Source organism: Spirosoma gilvum (genome assembly GCF_054776815.1).
In genome coordinates, this window is record NZ_BAAHBH010000012.1 from 1 (window position 1) to 20,544 (window position 20,544).

Consider the following 20,544-nt stretch of genomic DNA (forward strand, 5'->3'; position numbering starts at 1 on the left):
GCATCTAAGTGCGAAACTGGCCTGAAGATGAGTGTTCCAAGCAAGGGGTGTTGTAGACGACGACGTTGATAGGCGGCAGGTGTAGGCAGTGAAAGCTGTTGAGCTGAGCCGTACTAATGGCCCCGGACGCGTGTTCAAATCGACTTTTTATTAACCTAATTAAGCTATAAGTTCTGGTAAATTTTATCTGAATACATCAGCCTCTCTTTGTGGGGAAAAAGACTAAAGAAACTGATTCTTAGAATCAAACGAGTCACTCAGGTTGGTGCTGTTAAGGCGGGTGAACACCTCTTTCCATCCCGAACAGAGCCGTTAAGCCCCGTACTGCCGATGGTACTGCTGTCACAAGCGGGAGAGTAGGTAGGTGCCACCTGAATGAAATTGACTACCAATAGGTAGTAAAAAAGCCACTCTCAGAGTGGCTTTTTTAATTTAAGCTATTTGTATAAAACGGTTAAATTGTTTGCCAATACTCATTGATCAGTTGTAAGGCTTCATCTACAGAATTAGCTATAAGCGGTAAAAGGCGATTCTCTGCTTTTAAAAAGCCATCCGCCACCATTCGATCCAGTTGCTGCAACAAAAGGTCGTAAAAGCCATTTATGTTAATCACAGCGACAGGTCCATCATAGAGTTTCAATTGTTTCCAAGTCAAAATCTCGAACAGTTCATCCAGTGTGCCATACCCACCCGGTAAAGCAATTATGCCTTTTGCCAATTGAACCATTTTGAACTTACGTTCATGCATAGTCTCGACAAAATGCAAATCTGTAAGGGTTGTATGAGCGACTTCCAGATCAGCAAGGAAGTTTGGAATTACACCCGTGGCGACACCGCCATGTTGCAAAACAGCATTGGCCACATCACCCATTAGTCCAAACCCTCCTCCACCATATATAAGGCGTATGTTTTGCTCCGCCATCTTCCTACCCAATTCCATCGCCACTTCATTATAAACTGGGTTATTTCCAACACTTGATGCACAGTAAACAACAAGACTTTGCATATGATCAATCTGAATGCCTGAATTAGAATTGGGTTAAAGTAAATTAAATCAGTTTTTGAGCTACTGTAGTCAAATCTAATCTATCAAATGTTCCTGAACTCATAAAAAGGAATACCTGGTTTGATGACCGTTCCTGTATAAGATATTTCTCAAGATTAGCAGAGTCGGTAAATACCTGTAGCGAAGGCTTATCAAACGCCTTTATAATTTCGGATGGCATGATTTGGCCATTTGAGTCTATCGCTGAAACCGGTTGGATAAATACAGCTACCTGGTCGGCAGCGTTCGTTGTTTCTTTATATTTATCCAGAAACGATTTATTCGTGTTGTCAATAGATTGAAGCTCAACGATAGCCAATAATTTCTTATCAGGATATTGTTGTTTTACGGCTTCGGTAGTTGCTTCTACTTTGGCTGGTGAATGAGCAAAATCTCTAAAAACAATTTGGTCTGAAGATTCTGCAATTTTTTCCAAACGTTTGCTCACACCCTTAAACGTTGGAATGGCTTCATAAAACATCTCTTCTGTAATACCAATCCGGTCACAGACGGTCATAGCTCCAGAGATATTTTTCATGTTATGCTGCCCAAACAGTTTTGTCGGAACCCGTTTCCCTTGTTTTGTGATCAGGAACGTTTCTCCTTTAACAATTTCGCTTGGGTGCGGTAGATATGGAATTTTGGTGATGTCGTCCCGCTCTTTCTGGCCAATGACATCGAGCATATCATCCGACTCATCAAAAATCAAAATACCCGCTTTCGGCATCGCTTCGGCCAGGGATTCAAACTGATCGACATATTCATCCCAAGTTGGATAAAGATTGATATGGTCCCAGGCAATCCCACTAATAAGTGCTATATGGGGCTGAAAAGCCAGGAATTTTGGCCGTGAGTCGATAGGCGATGAAGCGTACTCATCACCCTCAATGATAATCAATGGAGCCGACGACGAGAGCCGAACGGTTGTATCAAATTCATCGATTGGATCACCAATCCAGAAATCAAATTGCCTGTCGTAATGCTTTAAAACGTGCAGGATCATGGCAACTATAGTGGTTTTACCATGGCTACCGGCGATGACTACCCGCTGCTTTTGCCGACTTAACTGGTAAAGAAATTCGGGATAGGAGTAAATGGGTAAACCTAATTCAAGGGCCTTGGTAAGCTCAGGATTGTCTTTGCGGGCGTGCATGCCAACAATAACAGCATCAAGATCTTTATGAATTTTCTCCGGAAACCATCCCGTTTGAGCAGGTAATAAGTTTTGTTTCTGCAAACGCGTCCGCGAAGGTTCATAAATGGTTTCATCGGAGCCGGTAATGCTATAACCTTGTTGATGTAGGGCTAGGGCCAGATTATGCATGGCACTGCCACCAATGGAAATAAAATGAATAGACTGGGGCATTGGAAAAATCAGTCAGTGTAGAGAAGCAAAAGTACAGTTTCTTTTTGGTTTGCCTGATGAACTTAGCTAGTGGATAAACAAGGCCTGCCTGCATCCTGTTAAATTTCTATGATTATCGAATCAAACCGGTTTGTTTTTCGTTGACTAGCTTGCGGATATATCTTACTTAAAAGCCGGAGTGCCGGACCACCGATTTTCGGAGCTAAATTCGCGCCTGTTTTTTATAACCATAACCGCCACAGCGGAAAGCCGGATTACCGGATCATCTATTTTATGCGCCGAAGCAAAGGATGAAGACTTACTATGATCTGATTGACCAGACGTTTGAATTTCCGACACGGGAGTTTAATGTCGAGAACAACGAATTGATGTTCAATAATGTCCCGCTGATGGACATTGTCAAACAATACGGTACACCCTTAAAATTAACGTACTTACCGAAAATCACGGAACATATTGAACATGCCAAATTGCTGTTCAAAAATGCGATGAAACGGTATAATTATAAGGGTAGCTATACGTACTGCTATTGTACAAAGTCTTCTCATTTTCGGTTTGTGCTCGAAGAAGCATTAAAAAACAATATCCATCTTGAAAGCTCATCGGCTTACGACATCCCTATTATTCGGGAGTTGTATAAGATGGGTAAGATTTCGAAGAGTACCTATATCGTTTGCAATGGATATAAGCGACCCCTGTATACGCAATACATCAGTGAGCTGATCAACGATGGGTTTTCCAACTGTATTCCGGTACTTGATAACCTCAAAGAAATTGAAGCTTACGAAAATTCGGTAACCGCCGAAAGTGTTAATCTGGGTATTCGGATTGCCACGGATGAAGAGCCAAACTTTGCGTTTTATACCTCACGGTTAGGCATCCGGTATAGCGATGTGAACGAATTGTACCGGGCCAAAATCCAGCCAAATGAAAAGTTCAAGCTGAAAATGCTGCACTTTTTCATTAATACGGGTATCAAGGACAGCGCCTATTACTGGAGCGAGCTAAGCCGGTTCATGTATAAATACTGCGAACTGCGAAAAATGTGCCCGGACCTGGATTCGATTGATATTGGTGGAGGTATGCCGATTCAAACATCGTTTCAGTTTACCTATGACTACCAGGCCATGATCGACCAGATTGTGGAGAGTATCCAGTGGATTTGCAATAAGAACAACGTTCCTGTACCGCACATCTTTACGGAATTTGGCTCGTACACTGTTGGCGAAAGTGGGGCAGTTATTTACAAAGTCATTGACCAAAAATTGCAGAACGATAAGGAGCTTTGGTATATGATCGATGGCTCGTTTATTACGCAATTGCCTGATTCGTGGGGGCTCGGTCAGAAATACATCATGCTGTCGGTCAATAACTGGGATAATCCGTATCAGAAAGTAAACCTCGGCGGCCTGACCTGCGATTCGCATGATTTTTATAACACCGAAGCGCATAGTGCCGATTTGTACTTACCGATCTTCGATCAGGATACCGAAGATCAGTATATAGGCTTATTTCATACGGGCGCGTATCAGGAGTCGTTGGGTGGCTATGGTGGTATTCAACACTGCCTGATTCCGGCTCCCCAGCATGTTATTGTCGATAAAGATGAGCAAGGTAACTTACGCTCCCGATTGTTCGCTCCTGAGCAAAATAGTGAGACCATGCTGAAGATTCTGGGCTTTGGTGGTGCTGAACCAGGTATGACTGAGCTGGAGGCTACAGAAGCAGCAGAAATACGCCAGGAAGAGGCCGAACTGATTAGGGAAGAAAATTAGTGTAGGTAGGCAGCAATTTAAAAGTTTTTGGCATTATTTTCGTTTTACTATCTGCAGGAGTACCAACACATCTGGACGAGCAATTTCATGAAAAAACTACTAATCTTGGGTTCTGTTCTGGCAGTATTGTCATTGGGGTCGTGTGCACGGAAGGCAAATTGCCCAGCGTATGGTAGTGTGCAGAAACCTGTTTCTTCACAGGTACGAGCGTAACTAGACGATTTTATAGAAAAGCGGCCAATTCCCAAGGGAGATTGGCCGCTTTTCTATGTCGTGTATTTAAGCTGCGTATTCCAGTACAAACCTGGAAGCTTCCAGCAAATTGGTTGCGTAGCCGTCGGCATCTGCAGAGGGTTGCGCTTCGGTCGCTATGCGGATGGTACGAACGCCTACTCGTTTCCCAGCCTGCATATCGCGGGGGGCATCACCGATCATCCACGAATCATCTGGTTTAATATTATATTTTGCAATGGCTTTCTCCAGAAGCAACGAGCCCGGTTTACGAGTAAGTGATTCAGTATCGTATTTGGGATGGTGTGGGCAATAATAGATATCGTCGATAAGCTTGCCACATTGATCCTGTAGGTAGTTATAACAAGTCATCACGTCATCACGTGTGTAAAGCCCTTTTGCAATACCTGCCTGATTGGTGATTACGATAAGCAGGTAGCCTGCTTCCTTCAGTAAGCGCAAGGCTTCTGGTACGCCATCGGGAATAATAAAATCTTCGACCCGATAGACGTAATCGGTTCTATCCTCATTCAAAACTCCATCCCGATCCAAAAAGATGCACTTATTCATTGAAAAAAGGTTGTCGTGTTCGGTGGCAATAATACAATTATTCGGTCAAATAATTGTATTATTGCTTTAAGATTTACTATTGAATTTATTTTACGTCATTTCTACATTCAAATCAGGTGTTTATTGAGGCAAAGATTTAGTAACAAGCTGCTAGTTTAAATCCTGTAACCGTTGTTCCAGTGCCTGTATTTTAGCCTCAGCATCAGCGAGTTTCTGACGTTCGCGATCAACAACTTCGGGTTTAGCGTTGGCGACAAACTTCTCGTTCGAGAGCTTCTTCAGAATCGAGTCACGGAAACCAATATTATATTCCAGTTCCTTACGCGTATTGGCAATTTCCTGTTCCAGATCAATTTCGCCGACAACATTCACAAAAAACTCATCGCTCTTGATCAGGAAGGCAATTCCCTGCGTTTTGTCCTGAATATAATTAATCTCAGAGACATTTGCCATTTTACGCATCAACGACTCCAGCGGCTTAAATCGGTCAGCCGAAGCCGTTTTGATCGATAAGGGCAGCGCGACTTTGGGTGAAATTTGCTTCGCATTCCGAATGTTCCGAACGTTTGAAATTACCTCGAACAAGGTTTCGAAATCAACCAGAACCTGCTGATCAACTGTTCCTACTTTGGGGAAAGGTGCCACGCAAATGCTTGATCCTACTTCCCGTTCACGTATATCCTGCCAGATTTCTTCGGTAATAAACGGCATGAAGGGATGAGCCAAACTCATTAGCTGTTCGAAGAAATTGATCGTAGCCTCGTATGTACTGCGATCAATGGGTTGCTCAAATCCAGGTTTGATTAGTTCGAGGTATTGCGAACAGAAATCGTCCCAGATCAGCTTGTAAATGGCCTGTAAGGCATCAGAGATACGGAATTTGCTGAAATCATCTTCAATCTGGAGGAGCGTCGCATTTAGTTTCGATTCGAACCATTGAATCGGTAATGAATTCGTTGCCTCTACATTTTCGTCATGAATTGTCCAGCCTTTTACCAATCGGAACGCATTCCAGATTTTGTTGCTGAAATTACGTCCTTGCTCAACCAATTTTTCATCGAACAGTAAATCATTGCCTGCTGCCGAACTGAACAGCATTCCCGTTCTTACGCCATCAGCACCGTATTGCTCGATAAGGTTGAGTGGATCAGGGGAGTTGCCGAGCTGTTTCGACATTTTGCGACCGATCTTGTCGCGAACCATGCCGGTGAAATAAACATCCTTGAAAGGGCGCTCACCTCGGTATTCATACCCTGCAATGATCATCCGGGCAACCCAGAAGAAAATAATATCGAAACCCGTAACCAGCGTATTCGTCGGATAATAGTAGTTGATATCGGCATTGTTGGGGTCTTTTAGCCCGTCGAATACCGAAATAGGCCACAGCCACGACGAAAACCAGGTATCCAACACGTCTTCATCCTGCGTCAGATCGGCTTCGGTCATCGCAAAAAGCTGCATTTCGTGCTGTACTTTCTCCAACGCTTCATGCTTGTTCTTCGCTACGATAACCGTTCCATCCTGCATGTAGAAGGCAGGAATTCGCTGTCCCCACCAAAGCTGCCGACTAATGCACCAGTCGTGTGGATTTTCCATCCACGAGCGATACATATTCTTGAACTTTGATGGATGAAGCTGGACAGTGTCATTCATAACGTTCTCAAAAGCGGGTTTCGACAACTCGTCCATTTTCAGGAACCATTGCATGGAAAGCTTAGGCTCTATAACAGCACCCGTTCGCTCCGACGTACCAACGTTCGACTTATACTCTTCCGTTTTAACCAGGTTGCCTGATTCTTCCAGCATTTTGATGATTGCCTTCCGGGCAGCAAAGCGGTCTGTACCGACCAGAATCTGCGCTTTTTCGTTCAGCGAACCATCATCGTTCAGAATATCGATAACCGGCAGATTGTGCTTAACGCCTAAGGCATAGTCGTTCGGATCGTGCGCAGGTGTCACTTTTAAGCCACCGGTTCCGAAATCCATTGTTACATACTCGTCGGTGATGATCGGGATTTCACGGTTGATCAGTGGGATAATCGCTTTTTTCCCATGAAGATGTTTATACCGCTCATCGTTGGGGTTAACCGCAATGGCCGTATCAGCCATAATCGTCTCCGGCCGAACCGTGGCAATAGTGATATAGCTCGGGGCAGGGTGCTCGGAGCCGGGTGATAATGAATCCCCTGCTCCCTGCTCCCTGCTCCCTGCTATCTCGTAACGGATATACACCAGTTTTTGCTGGATTTCCTTCGTGATAACTTCTTCGTCTGATACAGCCGTACGGCCTTGTGGGTCCCAGTTCACCATACGGATACCCCGGTAGATTTGCCCTTTGTTGTAGAGATCAACAAAGACATCGATAACCGAATCGTACAGGGCTGGTTCCATCGTAAAACGAGTCCGATCCCAATCGCAGGACGCACCGAGTTTACGAAGCTGCTGGAGAATGATGCCGCCGTATTTATGCGTCCATTCCCAGGCATATCCTAAAAATTCTTCGCGCGTAATATCCTGTTTGCTAATGCCTTTTTCTTTCAACATGGCTACCACTTTGGCTTCGGTAGCAATACTGGCGTGGTCGGTACCCGGTACCCAGCAAGCATTTTTCCCCTCCATACGCGCTTTGCGAATCAATACATCCTGGATCGTATTATTGAGCATATGGCCCATATGCAGCACACCCGTTACGTTGGGTGGCGGAATCACGACCGTATAAGGCTCACGATCATCGGGTGTCGACTTGAAAAATTGGTTATCAAGCCAGTATTGATACCATTTTTCTTCAATTTCCTGGGGGGCGTATGTCTTCGAAATCATAAAATCAATGAAACTCAGGCTAGTTTCCCGATACGTTTGTGACTGTACGGTAAAAACCAGCGCTGGGATTATGGATAAAATACAAAATTAGCTAAATTGGATAGGGGGAAAAAACGAAAGCCTGTCTTTGACAGTTTTACTGCAATATGTCAGCCAGAAGCCTATGGAATTTGGAAAAATACATAATCTCGATGCCATTAATCTTGCGTTACCGCCGGGTGCGGCTTTCAACGCTAAGATTTGGGCGAGCGTTGAACCTACACAACATCCGAACGTATTCATAGGTGGTCCTGTTTGGGCGAACAAAGATTATGTTGGGAAAGTGTATCCGTCTACGGCCAAAGAGCGTGATTTTTTGCATTACTATGTCCGGCAATTCAACACCATCGAATTAAACCTGACTCATTACCAGATTCCAACGGCGGGTATGATAGAAAAATGGAAAGCCGAAGCCGCTGGTTCCCCTGATCGTCCTGGGTTTACGTATTGCCCGAAATTTCCGCAGATTATTAGTCACGAGCGACAGTTGGTGGCGACCGAAGCACTGACCGAAGAATTTGTGAATGCAGTTCTAAGTCTGGAAGAATTTCTCGGCATGACATTTTTGCAACTCCCTCCTCAATTTGGTCCTGATAGATGGCCTGTTCTGGAAGCGTATCTGAAAAGCCTACCCGATGAATTAGACGTTGCAGTGGAGTTTCGGCATCCAGATTGGTTCAGTAAAGCCACCGTCTGGCAGCAAACCCTCGAACGACTCTATTTACTTCGACGCCATGTTGTGATAACGGATGTGGCAGGTCGACGGGATGTACTGCATATGGGTTTAAGCAGTCCGGTATTAACGCTTCGGTTTATTGCCAACGAAGGCCATTCCACCGATTATATACGTTCGGACGCCTGGATACAACGGCTGAAGACCTGGTTCGATAAAGGCTTACAAACCGCTTACCTATTTATTCATGGTGGTGGCGACAATGATACCGCTCCCGAATTGATTCTGTACTGGATTCGCGAATTGAACAAGCATTGTGGACTGAACTTGCGCGAGCCAGTACTCCAGCCTAAAGTTGTACAGGGGAGTTTGTTTTGAAATATATTGCACACTATGAATTACAGAGAGAGAATAGTTTCAGATTATCAGCTTATGCTGGGTAAACCAACAATAAAGGGTACGCGTATTACAGTTGAGCTAATTTTACGTAAGCTGTCGGAAGGGGCGACTACCCAAGATATATTAAAGATGTATCCTCATTTACAGGAAGTTGATGTTATGTCTGCCTTGATGTATGCCTCTGATGTATTAGCGAATGAAGAGGTAATTATGTTGAATGCAGCATGATTATCGCAGATGAGAATATAGATCATAGTTTAATTCTGACGATTCGTGAGCTGGGTATCGAAGTTTACTCAGTTTACGAATCATAAAGAGGTATTCGTGACGAAGCAATTATTGAGTCAGCGCGTAACCCGCCCCGTATTATTCTAACAGAAGATAAGGATTTTGGTGAATGGGTGTTTGCCCATAATGTAACGGGTATTAGCGTTTTGTTTCTTCACTATCATTTTAAGGAAACAGAGGCTATGCGTGCTGTATTGATAAAATTACTAACCGAACGACTACCAGACTTAGTTGGTTGTTTTAGTACAGTTACCGTTCAAAAAATCAGAATTCGTCGAATCGACTAGCCGATTCAAGTCCTTTATTTGTACAGGGGAGTTTGTTTTGAATTACAGCTACAAGCTCATACCTTTGTTGTATGATTTCACAGGCAACACATCATCGGCATCATCATTCTGAGCGGTAACGCGGCAGAACAAGATGCATTTGTTTGTGAGTTCGGAGCGTAAATTCGGATAACCACATATACAAAGCCCGGTTCTGCTAACGAACCGGGCTTTTTTAATGAATAATGTGCAATGGATAATGCAAAGTATCGGCCTGGTATACCATTATTCATTATACATTTTCCATTATGCATTAGTCTATGAAAACGGTCATTATAAAATACAACGCGGGTAACGTCCAGTCGGTCATGTACGCGCTGGAGCGATTAGGGGCTAATTACCTGCTAACGGATGATGAAACAGAAATTCGATCAGCCGATAAGGTGATTTTTCCAGGCGTCGGCGAAGCGAGTACAGCAATGGCCTATCTGCGGGAACGTGGATTAGACAAGCTGATCCCTTCACTGAAACAGCCGGTTTTAGGAACCTGTGTCGGTATGCAGTTGATGTGTCGATATTCGGAAGAGAATGACACTATGTGCATGGGTATTTTTGACATTGACGTTCGGCGGTTTCCGACCCGCCGTGGAGACGGGCAGCCCAGCTTTAAAGTACCGCATACTGGCTGGAATAGTATTCATCAGCTACAGGGACCACTAACCGAAGGAATTTCCGAAAATGCATACGTGTATTTTGTCCATAGTTACGCGGCCGATGTATGCTCCGATACAACCGCTATCTGCGACTACGTACGACCCTTCAGTGCCATGCTTCACCGCGATAATTTCTATGCAGCTCAATTCCATGCTGAAATCAGTGGTGATGTAGGTCAGCGTATTTTGGAGAATTTTTTAAAACTGTAACGCGGCCGGGCTGGCGCACCAGCATCTTGTCCGCTAGTAATTCATGAAGTAAAATGCGGACAAGATGTCCGCGTTACGTATGCACATTATACCCGCAATAGACCTTATTGAAGGAAAAGCTGTTCGCCTAACGCAGGGCGATTATAGCCAGAAGAAAGAATACAATGCCCGTCCGCTGGAGGTAGCCCAGCAGTTTGAAGACGCCGGTTTAACCCGACTGCATTTGGTTGATCTCGATGGGGCGAAAGAAAAACGGGTTATCAACTGGAAAGTGTTGGAGTTAATTGCTTCTAAAACCAAGTTGCATATTGATTTTGGTGGTGGCGTGCAATCGGATGAAGATCTGCGCGTGGTATTCGAGTGTGGTGCCAAACAGGTTACGGGTGGAAGCATTGCGGTGAAGCAACCCGATGTGATGGAGCGATGGCTATCACGTCACGGTGCCGAAGCTATTATTTTGGGTGCTGATGCGAAGAATGAAAAAATAGCGGTCAGTGGCTGGGAAGAGGCTACCGAGGTTTGGGTGTATGATTTTGTGGAGAAATGGGTCGAGAAAGGGATCAGCTACGTCATTAGTACCGATGTGGCCAAAGATGGTCTGTTGCAAGGTCCGTCGTTTGAACTCTATCGAAATTTACAGGACCAGTTTCCAAAACTAAACGTCATTGCCAGTGGCGGAGTCAGCAATATGGCCGATATTGAAACGCTGGCCGATATGAACGTTTTCGGCGTCATTGTGGGGAAAGCTATTTACGAAGGTCGCGTATCTCTGAAAGAGTTGAGTCGATTTGTAGAATAAAAAACTATGAATGAAGAATATACTATTAGCACGGACAAGACTAAACTGGACATTACTATTATTCACCAGTTTTTGAGTGAAGAAGCGTACTGGTGCCTGAATATTCCGCGCGAAATTGTTCAGCGATCCATCGACAACTCATTGTGTTTTGGTGTGTATCAGGGCGATCATCAGGTTGGGTTTGCCCGTGTCGTAACAGATATGGCTACCTTTGGCTATCTGGCCGATGTATTCATTTTGCCCGAACACCGAGGGAAAGGATTGTCAAAACAGTTAGTGTCATTCATTATGGCTTACCCACCCTTGCAGGGTTTGCGACGTATGATGCTGGTCACGCGCGATGCCCACGGACTCTATTCACAATTTGGTTTTCAACCCATCGAGAACCCAGAAAATACCATGTTTATCAAAGCATTTACCGCTTACTAATGCTCACCAAACGAATTATTCCGTGTCTTGATATAAAAGATGGCCGTACCGTCAAAGGGACCAATTTTGTCAACCTGCGCGACGCAGGCGACCCTGTTGCACTGGCTGCCATCTATGCCGAACAGGGAGCCGATGAACTGGTTTTCCTGGATATTACCGCCACTGTCGACGAACGCAAAACCCTGATCGAACTTGTGCGGAATGTGGCGCATACGATCAACATTCCATTTACAGTAGGTGGAGGTATTTCATCGGTGGCAGACGTTTCGGCCCTGTTAAATGCCGGAGCCGATAAAATTTCGATTAACTCATCGGCCGTTCGAAATCCTGATTTAGTCAATCAGCTTGCGCTGGAATTTGGCAGCCAATGTGTTGTCGTTGCTATTGATACGCGGTGGATTTCAGTTGAAGGCGGAGGAAATGAACACATCGTTCATACGCATGGCGGACGTAAACCTACTGAGTTAAGAACCATTGCCTGGGCGAAAGAAGTAGAAGATCGGGGTGCGGGCGAAATCCTGTTAACGTCAATGGATACTGACGGCACCAAAGCCGGTTTTGCGCTTGATTTAACAGCCCAAATTTCAGGTGTTGCTAATATCCCCGTCATCGCGTCGGGGGGAGCTGGTTCAATGGATCATTTTGTCGATGTATTCACAACCGGAAAAGCCGACGCCGGCTTAGCCGCCAGCATCTTTCACTTTAAAGAAATCGAAATTCCAGCCCTAAAAGGGTATCTACGGGAAAAGGGTATCGAAATGCGATTGTAACGCGGACTTCTAGTCCGCATAGTTTAGAATAATACTGCTGTTCTAGTTTGAAACTATGCGGACTAACCGTCCACACTACTAGTTAAAACTTAAAGCCTAGCTCCAGACTGACAACTCGGCTTTTTGAGGTTAAGTCACTACTGCGAGCAATATTAAGCAGCCCACGCTGATAGGTCATCCCCAGATTAAATGCATTGTTCTGATTGATTTTATACTGAACTCCGGTACCGAGCAGGAGTTCGACATCACCAAAGCCATATTGACGACGGTCACCCCCCGTTTCAGCCGTATAGAGTCCATTACGAGCCTGATCCAGCGCCCGTTCAGCTAGCTTTATGCTTAGTAAACCTCCCGTTTGTACATACAGACGCAAGTCGGGTGCAATGTTATTGGCAAACATTTTTACCGTGACGGGAATTTGCAGGTACTGAAGATTATAAACCGACTCTTTTTGAGGAGCACTGGGGTTCCAGCGAGTTTCGCCAAAGGAGCCTGGCATTTGAAAGCCAGATCGCTTGATCGTGTACCAAAGGCCTGAACTAAACGCGTAACGGTCTTTGAAGAAAAAATAGTCGAGTGAGGGTCCCACGCTCATCCGAACACCGGCTCCATTGGGCCGAAAGCCTGCATAATTGCCTGTCCCTTCGGCCGTATTGAGATCCAGCGAAGGGGCAAATCGGATGCTCATTTCAATCAGGTGCGTTGTCCATTGGTAATCAGGTCCGGCACCATACCCATTATTTTCAGAAGACTGACTTTGCTTCTTCCTACGGCGTTTTCGATCATCATCGTAGTCACGTCGGTTTTGGTCCTGACCGTCATAATTATCGCCCAGAATTTTACGAAACCGCTTTTCAGTTACGTTTGATTCTCTGGTGCGCATCTGATAAAGAGCGGGTGACGAAGATTGGGCCCAACCAACATCAGTCATCAGCATTACCAAAATCAGCCCGAACCCTGCAACTTTTTTCATAATTTTGCACGTTTTCTATATTGAAAACCTATGATTTTCATGCGGATACAAACGGCCATTGTCGGCCTTTTTTGTTTACTTCTACTAGCTTCGTGTACAAAAAACGAAGACGTTACAATCATTCGGCTCGACCAGCAACTGTTTTCTGGCAAATCTCCCGACAGTATTCGAGCCATCCTAAACCGAAATCTGGCTATCGCTCAATTGTACTTTAACGCGAATGGGGCCGGAAATGATACATCCATTGTTAATCAATTGAGCAATCGGATTACAGATACGTCACTTACTGAATTTAACCGTCAGATACAGGCCGAATTTGGCGATTTGACAGAATTACGTAAGCAATTAGGCGAAGCGTTCACCAACATAAAAAAAGACTTCCCGGACTTTCATGCACCTAAAATTGCTACGGTCGTTACTGGCTTTATGGGCCCCGATCTGGTCGTTACTGATAGTTTAATTGTGATCGGTCTCGATTATTTCGCCGGTCCCAAAGCCAAGTTTCTACCGCCGGCAAACGAATTTCCACAATACATCCTGCGTCGATACGATAAAGACCATCTTGCTCCAGCCATTGTCTTCGCACTCTCTGACAAATACAATGCCACGAACCGCGCTGACCAAACGATGCTGGCCGATATGGTGTACTATGGCAAAGGGTATGTATTTACCAAAACCATGATGCCCGACATAGCCGACAGCCTGGTCATCGGTTATACAGACAAACAATTGACCCAAACGTTTAATGCGCAGGATGTTGTTTGGGGACATTTTATTGATAATCAGTTGTTGTACCAAACAAATCCGGCGATAAAACAGCGATATTTGAACGAACGGCCGTTTACAGCCGAAATCGGCAAAGATTGCCCCGGTGCTATTGGTCGCTGGTTAGGTTGGCGAATTGTAAGTAATTATTATGACGAACGTGGAGGTGTGGGCATTGCGGACCTGATGCATACGGCCGACGCTCGACAGATTTTTGAACAATCAGGATATAAAGGACAAAAAGAGTAAAAATGCGGTGTATTGCGTCTACCAAGTAGTAACTAAAAAACAGCTAGATAAAGACGCAGTGTAGTGCTACAAGAAATCGTAAAATGGCAAAACGGGGACGGACATTTGGCGAGGAAGCCAGCGAGATTGATAAAAAGAGATACAGTCGGGACGACTATAAAAAAGCATTGCGTGTATTTCGGTATGTAAAGCCGTATCGAACGAAGTTTGTGATCGGGTTTGTTTTTCTGATCTTATCGACAACGACCACACTGAGTTTTCCGGCCCTGATTGGGCAGGTGACCAGTGTCATTCAGGGCAAATCGCCTTTTACGCTGAATCAGGTAATCCTGATGTTCGGGGGAATTCTGGTGTTGCAGGCAATATTCTCCTTTTTTCGAATCTATTTTTTCGCGCAGGTCAGCGAACGCTCCATGGCCGATGTTCGGCGGGAAGTATATAGCAAAATCATCACCTTATCGATTCCCTTTTTCGAAAAGCGCCGTGTGGGCGAGTTGACAAGCCGTCTGTCGGCCGATGTGTCGCAGTTACAGGATGTGTTGTCGATTACGCTGGCCGAGCTCTTCCGGCAGGTAGCTACTCTGCTAGGGGGAACACTGTTTATTCTCTACGTATCCTGGAAACTGACCCTGTTCATGCTGGCGACGTTTCCGGTGATTATTGTGGCTGCCATGTTTTTCGGTCGATTTATCCGCCGGCTATCAAAGCAGGCACAGGACCAGCTCGCTGCGGCCAGTGTGATCGTAGAAGAGACATTGCAGTCAATCAATGTCGTGAAAGCCTTCACCAATGAGCGGTTAGAGATTGGACGGTATGGTAGTGCGCTCCAAAAGATGGTCAACATAGCTCTCAAAACGGCTCGTTTTCGGGGCATATTTGTCTCGTTTATCATCTTTGCCATGTTTGGTGGCATTATGGGCATCGTCTGGTACGGTGGCAGACTGGTGCAGACGGGCGAAATTCCATTTGCTGACTTACTTACCTTTATTTTCTATACTGCCTTCATCGGTGGATCAGTAGCGGGCATGGGCGATCTGTACGCTCAGGTTCAGAAAACGGTAGGTGCATCGGAACGGATTCTGGAAATTCTGGAAGAGCCCTCAGAAGTTGATGCTACCAATGAACTGCCTCTGTTTGTGCCAGTTCAGGGAAAAGTACAGTTCAGCGATGTTCGCTTCTCGTATCCATCCCGACCTGAACTACCCGTTTTGAAAGGAATTTCGTTAACCGTAGACGCAGGACGAAAAATTGCATTGGTTGGCCAAAGTGGAGCCGGGAAGTCTACTATTGTTCAGTTGCTGATGCGATATTATCCGATCAGTGGTGGTCAGATAACGGTCGATGGACGCGATTTGACCACGTTCAACGTGACCGAACTACGGAAAAATATTGCCGTCGTTCCTCAAGAAGTCATTTTGTTTGGGGGCACCATTCTTGAAAATATTCAATACGGTAAACCCGGCGCTACGGAAGCTGAAGTACGTGAAGCCGCTCGAAAAGCCAACGCCCTACAGTTTATTGAATCCTTCCCGGAAGGTTTTCAAACGGTTGTCGGTGAGCGGGGCATTAAGCTATCAGGAGGGCAACGGCAACGAATTGCCATTGCACGCGCTATCCTGAAAGACCCAGCCATTCTGATTCTGGATGAAGCGACTAGTTCGCTGGATGCGGAGTCTGAAAAACTGGTGCAGGAAGCTCTGGATGAACTCATGCAGAACCGGACGACCATCATTATTGCTCACCGACTGGCAACCATCCGCAAAGTAGATCGGATTTATGTTCTGCGTGAAGGCCAGATCGCTGAATCGGGTACACACGATGAGCTGGCTCTCCAGGAGGATGGCATCTACGCAAACCTGGTTAAATTGCAGTTCGAACCAATAGAGTAAATACCAATGTATGATGGATAATGTACAATGTGCTCATGATACAAACATTATCCATTATTCATTGTCCATTATTCATTCATAAAAAATGACTTTGGCTTCTAAAACCCTGAAAGACTTCAATCTCCGGCATACCAATGGCCGGGAGGAAGTGCTTGACTTGTTCCTGAGCGCCGGTCATGCGCTAGCGCATAATGACGTGGAGAATGGTCTTGGCCCCGACCACGACCGGGTGACGATCTACCGAACACTTCGCACATTCCTGGACAAAGGGTTGCTCCATAAAGTTCTGGACGATGAGGGTGGAACGAAATATGCACTTTGTCGCGAAACCTGCGCCGATGGTCACCATCACCACGATCATGTCCACTTCAAATGTGAAACCTGTGGGCAAACTACCTGTTTGGATAAGGTCAGGATTCCAACGATCGCATTGCCCGAAGGTTACAGCCGTAAAGAAATGAATTTGCTGATACAGGGCGTATGCCAGGATTGTAATAAGTAGTGCAGCGAAATTGCCTTCAGGCGGGATTTCCAGTCACTACTAACCCGTGCCGTTAACAAAATCGCGGGTTTCGACCTGCACCACCTAATGACTCCCGAAACGTTATTTTCCGAACGTCAGCAGCAATTTAGTAAAGCTACACAAGCCGCCCAGCGTCAGTTTAATCAATTGGCGTTCTGGCGGCTTGTGTGGTTTATTGGCAGCATTGCTACTGTCTGGCTATTTATACAGCTAGATCAGCAATTAGCGGCTACAGCAACATTGGTAATTGGGATTATCGTTTTTTTAATACTCCTAAAAAAACACCAGGAAGTTCGTCTTAAACGAGACCTGAATCAGAAGCTTACGTTCATCAATCAGGATGAGTCTGCGAGGCTTAAGCGTCAATACCTTCGCCCAGAAACCGGTGAACAGTTTGCCAGCGCAACCCACTACTATGCCGGCGATTTGGATGTTTTTGGCAAACACTCGCTCTTTCGCCTGGTTAACCGTACCCATACGTACGAAGGTCAAACCCGACTAGCCACCTGGCTTAAAACCCCATCGTCTCCCGATGCCATTCGATTGCGCCATCAGGTTGTTGATGAACTGAAACCACAGCTCGACTGGCGGCAACAGTTTGAAGGAGTAGCCTACATAGAGGAAACAGTGGGCCATTCACCTGCTGAGTTAATTAAATGGGCCACTGCTGAAGGTATTTCTCTGCCAGGGTATTTGGCTATAGTTCGCTTTTTATTTCCCGCCATTACGTTAAGCCTGGTAGTTGCCTGGTTTGCTGGCTATTTGCCGGGAGTGGTTGTGTTGGCTGCTTTAGCAGCACACGGATTCGTGCTTAGTCAAACAGCAGCGCGTACAAAAGAGGTAAGCGAACAAACCTTCGAAATTTCAGCCGCACTACGAGCTTTTCGACGCTTGTTTCAGCAAGCCGAAGAGCTTAAAGGCGATGCGGTACGACTACGGGCTATTCGGCAGGCCTTAACGTCCGACAAACAACTGGCATCGGAAGCCATCGGCTCACTGGCGAAACTAACAGAAGGCCTGAACTATCGTCGTAATCCCTATTTTTATCTGCTGTTCGGTATTGCCACACTCTGGGATATTCAGTACCTCTATCGACTTGAACGCTGGCGACAAACCCATGGGCCAGAACTCAGCCGTTGGTTTGAAGCACTGGGTGAGCTGGAGGCATTGAATAGTCTGGCTGGTTTTGCGTTTGCTCATCCTGGTTATACGACCCCAGATATTGTCGACGATGAATTTCTGCTGGATTTTACCTTAGCTGCTCATCCTTTATTACCGCCTGACCGATGTGTTGCCAATTCGTTAAAAATGTCAGGTTCGGGGCAAACGATATTAATTACAGGCTCCAATATGTCGGGGAAAAGTACATTCCTGCGAACTGTTGGCGCCAATGTCGTATTGGCCTTAGCAGGCGCTGTGGTCAGTGCTGAACGCTTCTGGTGTTCGCCTGTTCGTGTATTTACCAGTATGCGTACGCAGGATTCTCTGGAAGAAAGCACATCCTCGTTTTACGCCGAACTGAAGCGATTACAGACGTTGATTCAACTGACGAAGCAATCGGCTAAAATTCCGGTTCTTTATTTTCTGGACGAGATCCTGAAAGGAACAAACTCCGCTGATCGGCATCGGGGAGCCGAAGCGCTGATTCGCCAGTTACATCATACGACGGCTTCCGGTTTCGTATCGACCCATGACCTGGAATTGGGGCAGCTGACCGATGCAGACGATTTTGTCCGTAATTACCATTTTCAGTCAGACCTGCATAATAGCGAGCTTATTTTCGATTATAAGCTACGCGATGGTATCTGCCAGAGTTTCAATGCCAGCCAGCTTATGCAGGCCATCGGTATTGAAATTGACGCCCTCCAGAAGTAAAAATCAGTTTCTAAGCCAATCTTCCCTATTATTAGTTTAATAGACGAGTAGATTTTCTTTACTACAGCTCATACACTTGTCAGATATAGTGAAAGCACTATATTTGCGCCTATGAAATAGTATGCGTGCATACTATTTCATAGGCATAATAATCTGCATGTTTGATAATGAATGGGCAAACCGAATTAAGAACAACAAAAAAAGCCTTCTCAGTTGAGAAGGCTTGCGTTGAGGTGGTGATGGACGGAATCGAACCGCCGACACAAGGATTTTCAGTCCTTTGCTCTACCAACTGAGCTACATCACCTAAACGTGGGTGCAAAAGTACGTTTTGATATTGTTTATACAATACATTACTTATATTTTTTTTGGTTTAGAGAGGTATTTTTAATCTATACTTCTGATAACCAGTGAGAAATAATTTTATAAATAGATGGAAATTGTTCAGCAAATTTTGTTTGTCGCGGTGCTGGCTGTAACAGCTTGGTATATAACAAAGCGAGTGCAGCTCATCAGTCGTGCTATCCGGTTAGGGCGTCCCGAAAACCGATCTGACCATGCTGATGAGCGACTCCGAACGATGTTGCTAGTCGCATTCGGTCAGAAAAAGATGTTTACTAACCCGTTGGTCGGTTTTATGCATTTTATAATTTACGCCGGGTTTCTGATCGTAAATATCGAAGTGCTGGAAATCATGCTGGATGGTATCCTGGGAACGCACCGGCTCTTTGCGCCGTACATCACGCCCATTTATCCCTTTCTGATCGGTATTTTTGAAATTCTGGCAGTTGGGGTTCTGACGGTTTGTGTTGTCTTTTTATGCCGCCGATTTGTCGTTAAGGTGGATCGATTCCAGCCGGAGCGCCATCGCGAAATGACTCGCTGGCCACGAACCGATGCCGCTATTATTCTAATAGCCGAAATTCTGCTTATGATTGCGTTTCTGACCTGGAATGCATCCGACAGCGTGCTCCGGGATCGGGGTGTTGGGCATTATGCTACCTTACAGGGTATCGTTCCTGACTTTCTAATTAGTCAATACCTCAAACCGCTTTTTGCCAATTTCGGCGATACAGCTTTAACCGCTTACGAACGCATAGCCTGGTGGTTCCATATTTTGGGTATTATGGCCTTCGCTGTTTATGTGACCTACTCAAAGCACCTGCACATTGCATTGGGTTTCCCGAACGTCTATTTTTCGGATCTGCAACCCAAAGGTGAGATGCAGAATATGCCTGAAATCACCAAAGAAGTGCAATTGTCGCTTGGCTTACCCGTAACGACCGAACCCGATGGCTCGCAGGCTAACGATAATGGTGAGCAACCGGCAGAAGTTGGCCGATTCGGCGCGAAAGACGTACAGGACCTGAAATGGATTAACCTGATGAACGCCTACAGTTGCACCGAATGTGGGCGTTGTACAGCCGCTTGTCCAGCCAACATTACGGGCAAAAAGTTGTCTCCCCGTAAAATCATGATGGATACGCGCGATCGACTCGAAGAGATTCAGCAGGGGTGGAAAGCGAATGGATATGATTACAAAGACGAAAAGTCGTTGCTGAACGATTATATAACGGCCGAAGAACTGAATGCCTGTACGACCTGCCAGGCCTGTGTAATGGCCTGCCCAGTAAACATCAATCCACTAGATATTATCCTTCAATTACGCCGGTATCGGGTTATGGAAGAGTCGCAGGCACCCGCTTCCTGGAATGCCATGTTCAGCAACATTGAAAATAATATGGCTCCCTGGAAGTTTTCACCAAGTGACCGTTTTAACTGGGCTGAACAGGTAAATAGTTAATTGTTCCAGGTTTCAAGTTTCAGGTTGGCTGACGCAACAATTCTTCTCGCGTCAGCCAACCTGAAACTTGAAA

At 45.5% G+C, this 20,544-nt stretch carries 18 protein-coding genes, 1 tRNA gene and 2 rRNA genes; 15 read left to right on the forward strand and 6 right to left on the reverse strand.

Annotated elements, in window-relative coordinates; translation table 11 throughout:
- Both ACYVFD_RS27195 and rrf read left to right on the forward strand, forming a co-directional pair.
- Positions 1 to 138: ribosomal RNA gene (locus tag ACYVFD_RS27195) — 23S ribosomal RNA — on the forward strand; the annotation flags it as partial.
- A gap of 123 nt (positions 139 to 261) precedes the next feature.
- Positions 262 to 373, forward strand: a 5S ribosomal RNA gene (gene rrf, locus ACYVFD_RS27200).
- Positions 374 to 454: 81 nt separating this feature from the next.
- Here rrf and ACYVFD_RS27205 read toward each other — a convergent pair.
- Both ACYVFD_RS27205 and ACYVFD_RS27210 read right to left on the reverse strand, forming a co-directional pair.
- A complete protein-coding gene (locus ACYVFD_RS27205; RefSeq protein ID WP_461093679.1) occupies positions 455 to 1,006 on the reverse strand; it encodes an LOG family protein in 552 nt (183 codons plus the stop codon).
- A 43-nt stretch (positions 1,007 to 1,049) separates the two neighbouring features.
- The gene (locus ACYVFD_RS27210; RefSeq protein WP_461093680.1) at positions 1,050 to 2,411 is read right to left on the reverse strand and encodes a UDP-N-acetylmuramate--L-alanine ligase; all 1,362 of its coding nucleotides are present in this window, start codon (positions 2,409 to 2,411) and stop codon (positions 1,050 to 1,052) included.
- 290 nt (positions 2,412 to 2,701) lie between these two features.
- On the opposite strand from ACYVFD_RS27210, the gene ACYVFD_RS27215 reads away from it, so the two are divergent.
- Positions 2,702 to 4,186 carry a type III PLP-dependent enzyme domain-containing protein gene (locus tag ACYVFD_RS27215; RefSeq protein ID WP_461093681.1) on the forward strand — a complete coding sequence of 495 codons (1,485 nt, stop codon included), beginning with the start codon at positions 2,702 to 2,704 and terminating at the stop codon, positions 4,184 to 4,186.
- Positions 4,187 to 4,465: 279 nt separating this feature from the next.
- On the opposite strand, the gene ACYVFD_RS27220 is transcribed toward ACYVFD_RS27215, so the two are convergent.
- Positions 4,466 to 4,987 (reverse strand): D-glycero-alpha-D-manno-heptose-1,7-bisphosphate 7-phosphatase, encoded by a 522-nt coding sequence (locus ACYVFD_RS27220; RefSeq protein ID WP_461093682.1) that lies wholly within the window; start codon positions 4,985 to 4,987, stop codon positions 4,466 to 4,468.
- A gap of 150 nt (positions 4,988 to 5,137) precedes the next feature.
- Positions 5,138 to 7,807, reverse strand: coding sequence for a valine--tRNA ligase (locus ACYVFD_RS27225; RefSeq protein ID WP_461093683.1), 2,670 nt, complete (start codon positions 7,805 to 7,807; stop codon positions 5,138 to 5,140).
- A gap of 163 nt (positions 7,808 to 7,970) precedes the next feature.
- Between ACYVFD_RS27225 and ACYVFD_RS27230 the strand changes: the two genes are divergently transcribed.
- The 7 genes from ACYVFD_RS27230 (at position 7,971) to hisF (ending at position 12,393) form a co-directional block, all read left to right on the forward strand.
- Positions 7,971 to 8,897, forward strand: coding sequence for a DUF72 domain-containing protein (locus tag ACYVFD_RS27230; RefSeq protein WP_461093684.1), 927 nt, complete (start codon positions 7,971 to 7,973; stop codon positions 8,895 to 8,897).
- Positions 8,898 to 8,912: 15 nt separating this feature from the next.
- The gene (locus tag ACYVFD_RS27235) at positions 8,913 to 9,146 is read left to right on the forward strand and encodes a DUF433 domain-containing protein (RefSeq protein WP_461093685.1); all 234 of its coding nucleotides are present in this window, start codon (positions 8,913 to 8,915) and stop codon (positions 9,144 to 9,146) included.
- A 92-nt stretch (positions 9,147 to 9,238) separates the two neighbouring features.
- Positions 9,239 to 9,493, forward strand: a complete 255-nt coding sequence (locus tag ACYVFD_RS27240; protein ID WP_461093912.1) for a DUF5615 family PIN-like protein — start codon at positions 9,239 to 9,241, stop codon at positions 9,491 to 9,493.
- A gap of 299 nt (positions 9,494 to 9,792) precedes the next feature.
- Positions 9,793 to 10,395: an imidazole glycerol phosphate synthase subunit HisH gene (hisH, locus tag ACYVFD_RS27245; RefSeq protein ID WP_461093686.1), complete on the forward strand. Its 603-nt coding sequence runs from the start codon at positions 9,793 to 9,795 to the stop codon at positions 10,393 to 10,395.
- A 79-nt stretch (positions 10,396 to 10,474) separates the two neighbouring features.
- Positions 10,475 to 11,194 carry a 1-(5-phosphoribosyl)-5-[(5-phosphoribosylamino)methylideneamino]imidazole-4-carboxamide isomerase gene (gene hisA, locus ACYVFD_RS27250; protein ID WP_461093687.1) on the forward strand — a complete coding sequence of 240 codons (720 nt, stop codon included), beginning with the start codon at positions 10,475 to 10,477 and terminating at the stop codon, positions 11,192 to 11,194.
- 6 nt (positions 11,195 to 11,200) lie between these two features.
- Positions 11,201 to 11,623 (forward strand): GNAT family N-acetyltransferase, encoded by a 423-nt coding sequence (locus ACYVFD_RS27255; RefSeq protein WP_461093689.1) that lies wholly within the window; start codon positions 11,201 to 11,203, stop codon positions 11,621 to 11,623.
- On the forward strand, positions 11,623 to 12,393 hold the full coding sequence (gene hisF / locus ACYVFD_RS27260) for an imidazole glycerol phosphate synthase subunit HisF (protein WP_461093690.1): 771 nt from the start codon (positions 11,623 to 11,625) through the stop codon (positions 12,391 to 12,393). Before ACYVFD_RS27255 ends, hisF begins: the two co-directional genes overlap by 1 nt.
- Positions 12,394 to 12,475: 82 nt before the next feature.
- Here the strand turns inward: hisF and ACYVFD_RS27265 are convergent, their stop codons facing one another.
- The gene (locus ACYVFD_RS27265; protein WP_461093691.1) at positions 12,476 to 13,366 is read right to left on the reverse strand and encodes a porin family protein; all 891 of its coding nucleotides are present in this window, start codon (positions 13,364 to 13,366) and stop codon (positions 12,476 to 12,478) included.
- Positions 13,367 to 13,405: 39 nt separating this feature from the next.
- Between ACYVFD_RS27265 and gldB the strand changes: the two genes are divergently transcribed.
- The 4 genes from gldB to ACYVFD_RS27285 all read left to right on the forward strand — a co-directional run bounded on the left by gldB (position 13,406) and on the right by ACYVFD_RS27285 (position 18,667).
- The gene (gldB, locus tag ACYVFD_RS27270; RefSeq protein WP_461093692.1) at positions 13,406 to 14,380 is read left to right on the forward strand and encodes a gliding motility lipoprotein GldB; all 975 of its coding nucleotides are present in this window, start codon (positions 13,406 to 13,408) and stop codon (positions 14,378 to 14,380) included.
- 83 nt (positions 14,381 to 14,463) lie between these two features.
- A complete protein-coding gene (locus ACYVFD_RS27275) occupies positions 14,464 to 16,269 on the forward strand; it encodes an ABC transporter ATP-binding protein (RefSeq protein WP_461093693.1) in 1,806 nt (601 codons plus the stop codon).
- Positions 16,270 to 16,354: 85 nt separating this feature from the next.
- Positions 16,355 to 16,771, forward strand: coding sequence for a Fur family transcriptional regulator (locus ACYVFD_RS27280; protein ID WP_461093694.1), 417 nt, complete (start codon positions 16,355 to 16,357; stop codon positions 16,769 to 16,771).
- An 87-nt stretch (positions 16,772 to 16,858) separates the two neighbouring features.
- Positions 16,859 to 18,667 carry a MutS family DNA mismatch repair protein gene (locus ACYVFD_RS27285; protein WP_461093695.1) on the forward strand — a complete coding sequence of 603 codons (1,809 nt, stop codon included), beginning with the start codon at positions 16,859 to 16,861 and terminating at the stop codon, positions 18,665 to 18,667.
- A 234-nt stretch (positions 18,668 to 18,901) separates the two neighbouring features.
- Here the strand turns inward: ACYVFD_RS27285 and ACYVFD_RS27290 are convergent.
- Positions 18,902 to 18,974 (reverse strand) — tRNA-Phe (locus tag ACYVFD_RS27290).
- A gap of 126 nt (positions 18,975 to 19,100) precedes the next feature.
- Between ACYVFD_RS27290 and ACYVFD_RS27295 the strand changes: the two genes are divergently transcribed.
- Positions 19,101 to 20,471, forward strand: coding sequence for a 4Fe-4S dicluster domain-containing protein (locus tag ACYVFD_RS27295; protein WP_461093696.1), 1,371 nt, complete (start codon positions 19,101 to 19,103; stop codon positions 20,469 to 20,471).
- Positions 20,472 to 20,544 lie beyond the last annotated feature (73 nt).

Excerpts from the sequence above, each read along its gene's own strand:
- hisH (WP_461093686.1), top strand. The coding sequence starts at position 9,793 with ATGAAAACGGTCATTATAAAATACAACGCGGGTAACGTCCAGTCGGTC.
- ACYVFD_RS27295 (WP_461093696.1), top strand. The coding sequence starts at position 19,101 with ATGGAAATTGTTCAGCAAATTTTGTTTGTCGCGGTGCTGGCTGTAACA.
- ACYVFD_RS27255 (WP_461093689.1), top strand. The coding sequence starts at position 11,201 with ATGAATGAAGAATATACTATTAGCACGGACAAGACTAAACTGGACATT.
- ACYVFD_RS27215 (WP_461093681.1), top strand. The coding sequence starts at position 2,702 with ATGAAGACTTACTATGATCTGATTGACCAGACGTTTGAATTTCCGACA.
- ACYVFD_RS27275 (WP_461093693.1), top strand. The coding sequence starts at position 14,464 with ATGGCAAAACGGGGACGGACATTTGGCGAGGAAGCCAGCGAGATTGAT.
- ACYVFD_RS27235 (WP_461093685.1), top strand. The coding sequence starts at position 8,913 with ATGAATTACAGAGAGAGAATAGTTTCAGATTATCAGCTTATGCTGGGT.
- ACYVFD_RS27280 (WP_461093694.1), top strand. The coding sequence starts at position 16,355 with ATGACTTTGGCTTCTAAAACCCTGAAAGACTTCAATCTCCGGCATACC.
- ACYVFD_RS27205 (WP_461093679.1), bottom strand. The coding sequence starts at position 1,006 with ATGCAAAGTCTTGTTGTTTACTGTGCATCAAGTGTTGGAAATAACCCA.
- ACYVFD_RS27210 (WP_461093680.1), bottom strand. The coding sequence starts at position 2,411 with ATGCCCCAGTCTATTCATTTTATTTCCATTGGTGGCAGTGCCATGCAT.
- ACYVFD_RS27225 (WP_461093683.1), bottom strand. The coding sequence starts at position 7,807 with ATGATTTCGAAGACATACGCCCCCCAGGAAATTGAAGAAAAATGGTAT.
- ACYVFD_RS27265 (WP_461093691.1), bottom strand. The coding sequence starts at position 13,366 with ATGAAAAAAGTTGCAGGGTTCGGGCTGATTTTGGTAATGCTGATGACT.
- hisA (WP_461093687.1), top strand. The coding sequence starts at position 10,475 with ATGCACATTATACCCGCAATAGACCTTATTGAAGGAAAAGCTGTTCGC.
- gldB (WP_461093692.1), top strand. The coding sequence starts at position 13,406 with ATGCGGATACAAACGGCCATTGTCGGCCTTTTTTGTTTACTTCTACTA.
- ACYVFD_RS27230 (WP_461093684.1), top strand. The coding sequence starts at position 7,971 with ATGGAATTTGGAAAAATACATAATCTCGATGCCATTAATCTTGCGTTA.
- hisF (WP_461093690.1), top strand. The coding sequence starts at position 11,623 with ATGCTCACCAAACGAATTATTCCGTGTCTTGATATAAAAGATGGCCGT.
- ACYVFD_RS27285 (WP_461093695.1), top strand. The coding sequence starts at position 16,859 with ATGACTCCCGAAACGTTATTTTCCGAACGTCAGCAGCAATTTAGTAAA.
- ACYVFD_RS27220 (WP_461093682.1), bottom strand. The coding sequence starts at position 4,987 with ATGAATAAGTGCATCTTTTTGGATCGGGATGGAGTTTTGAATGAGGAT.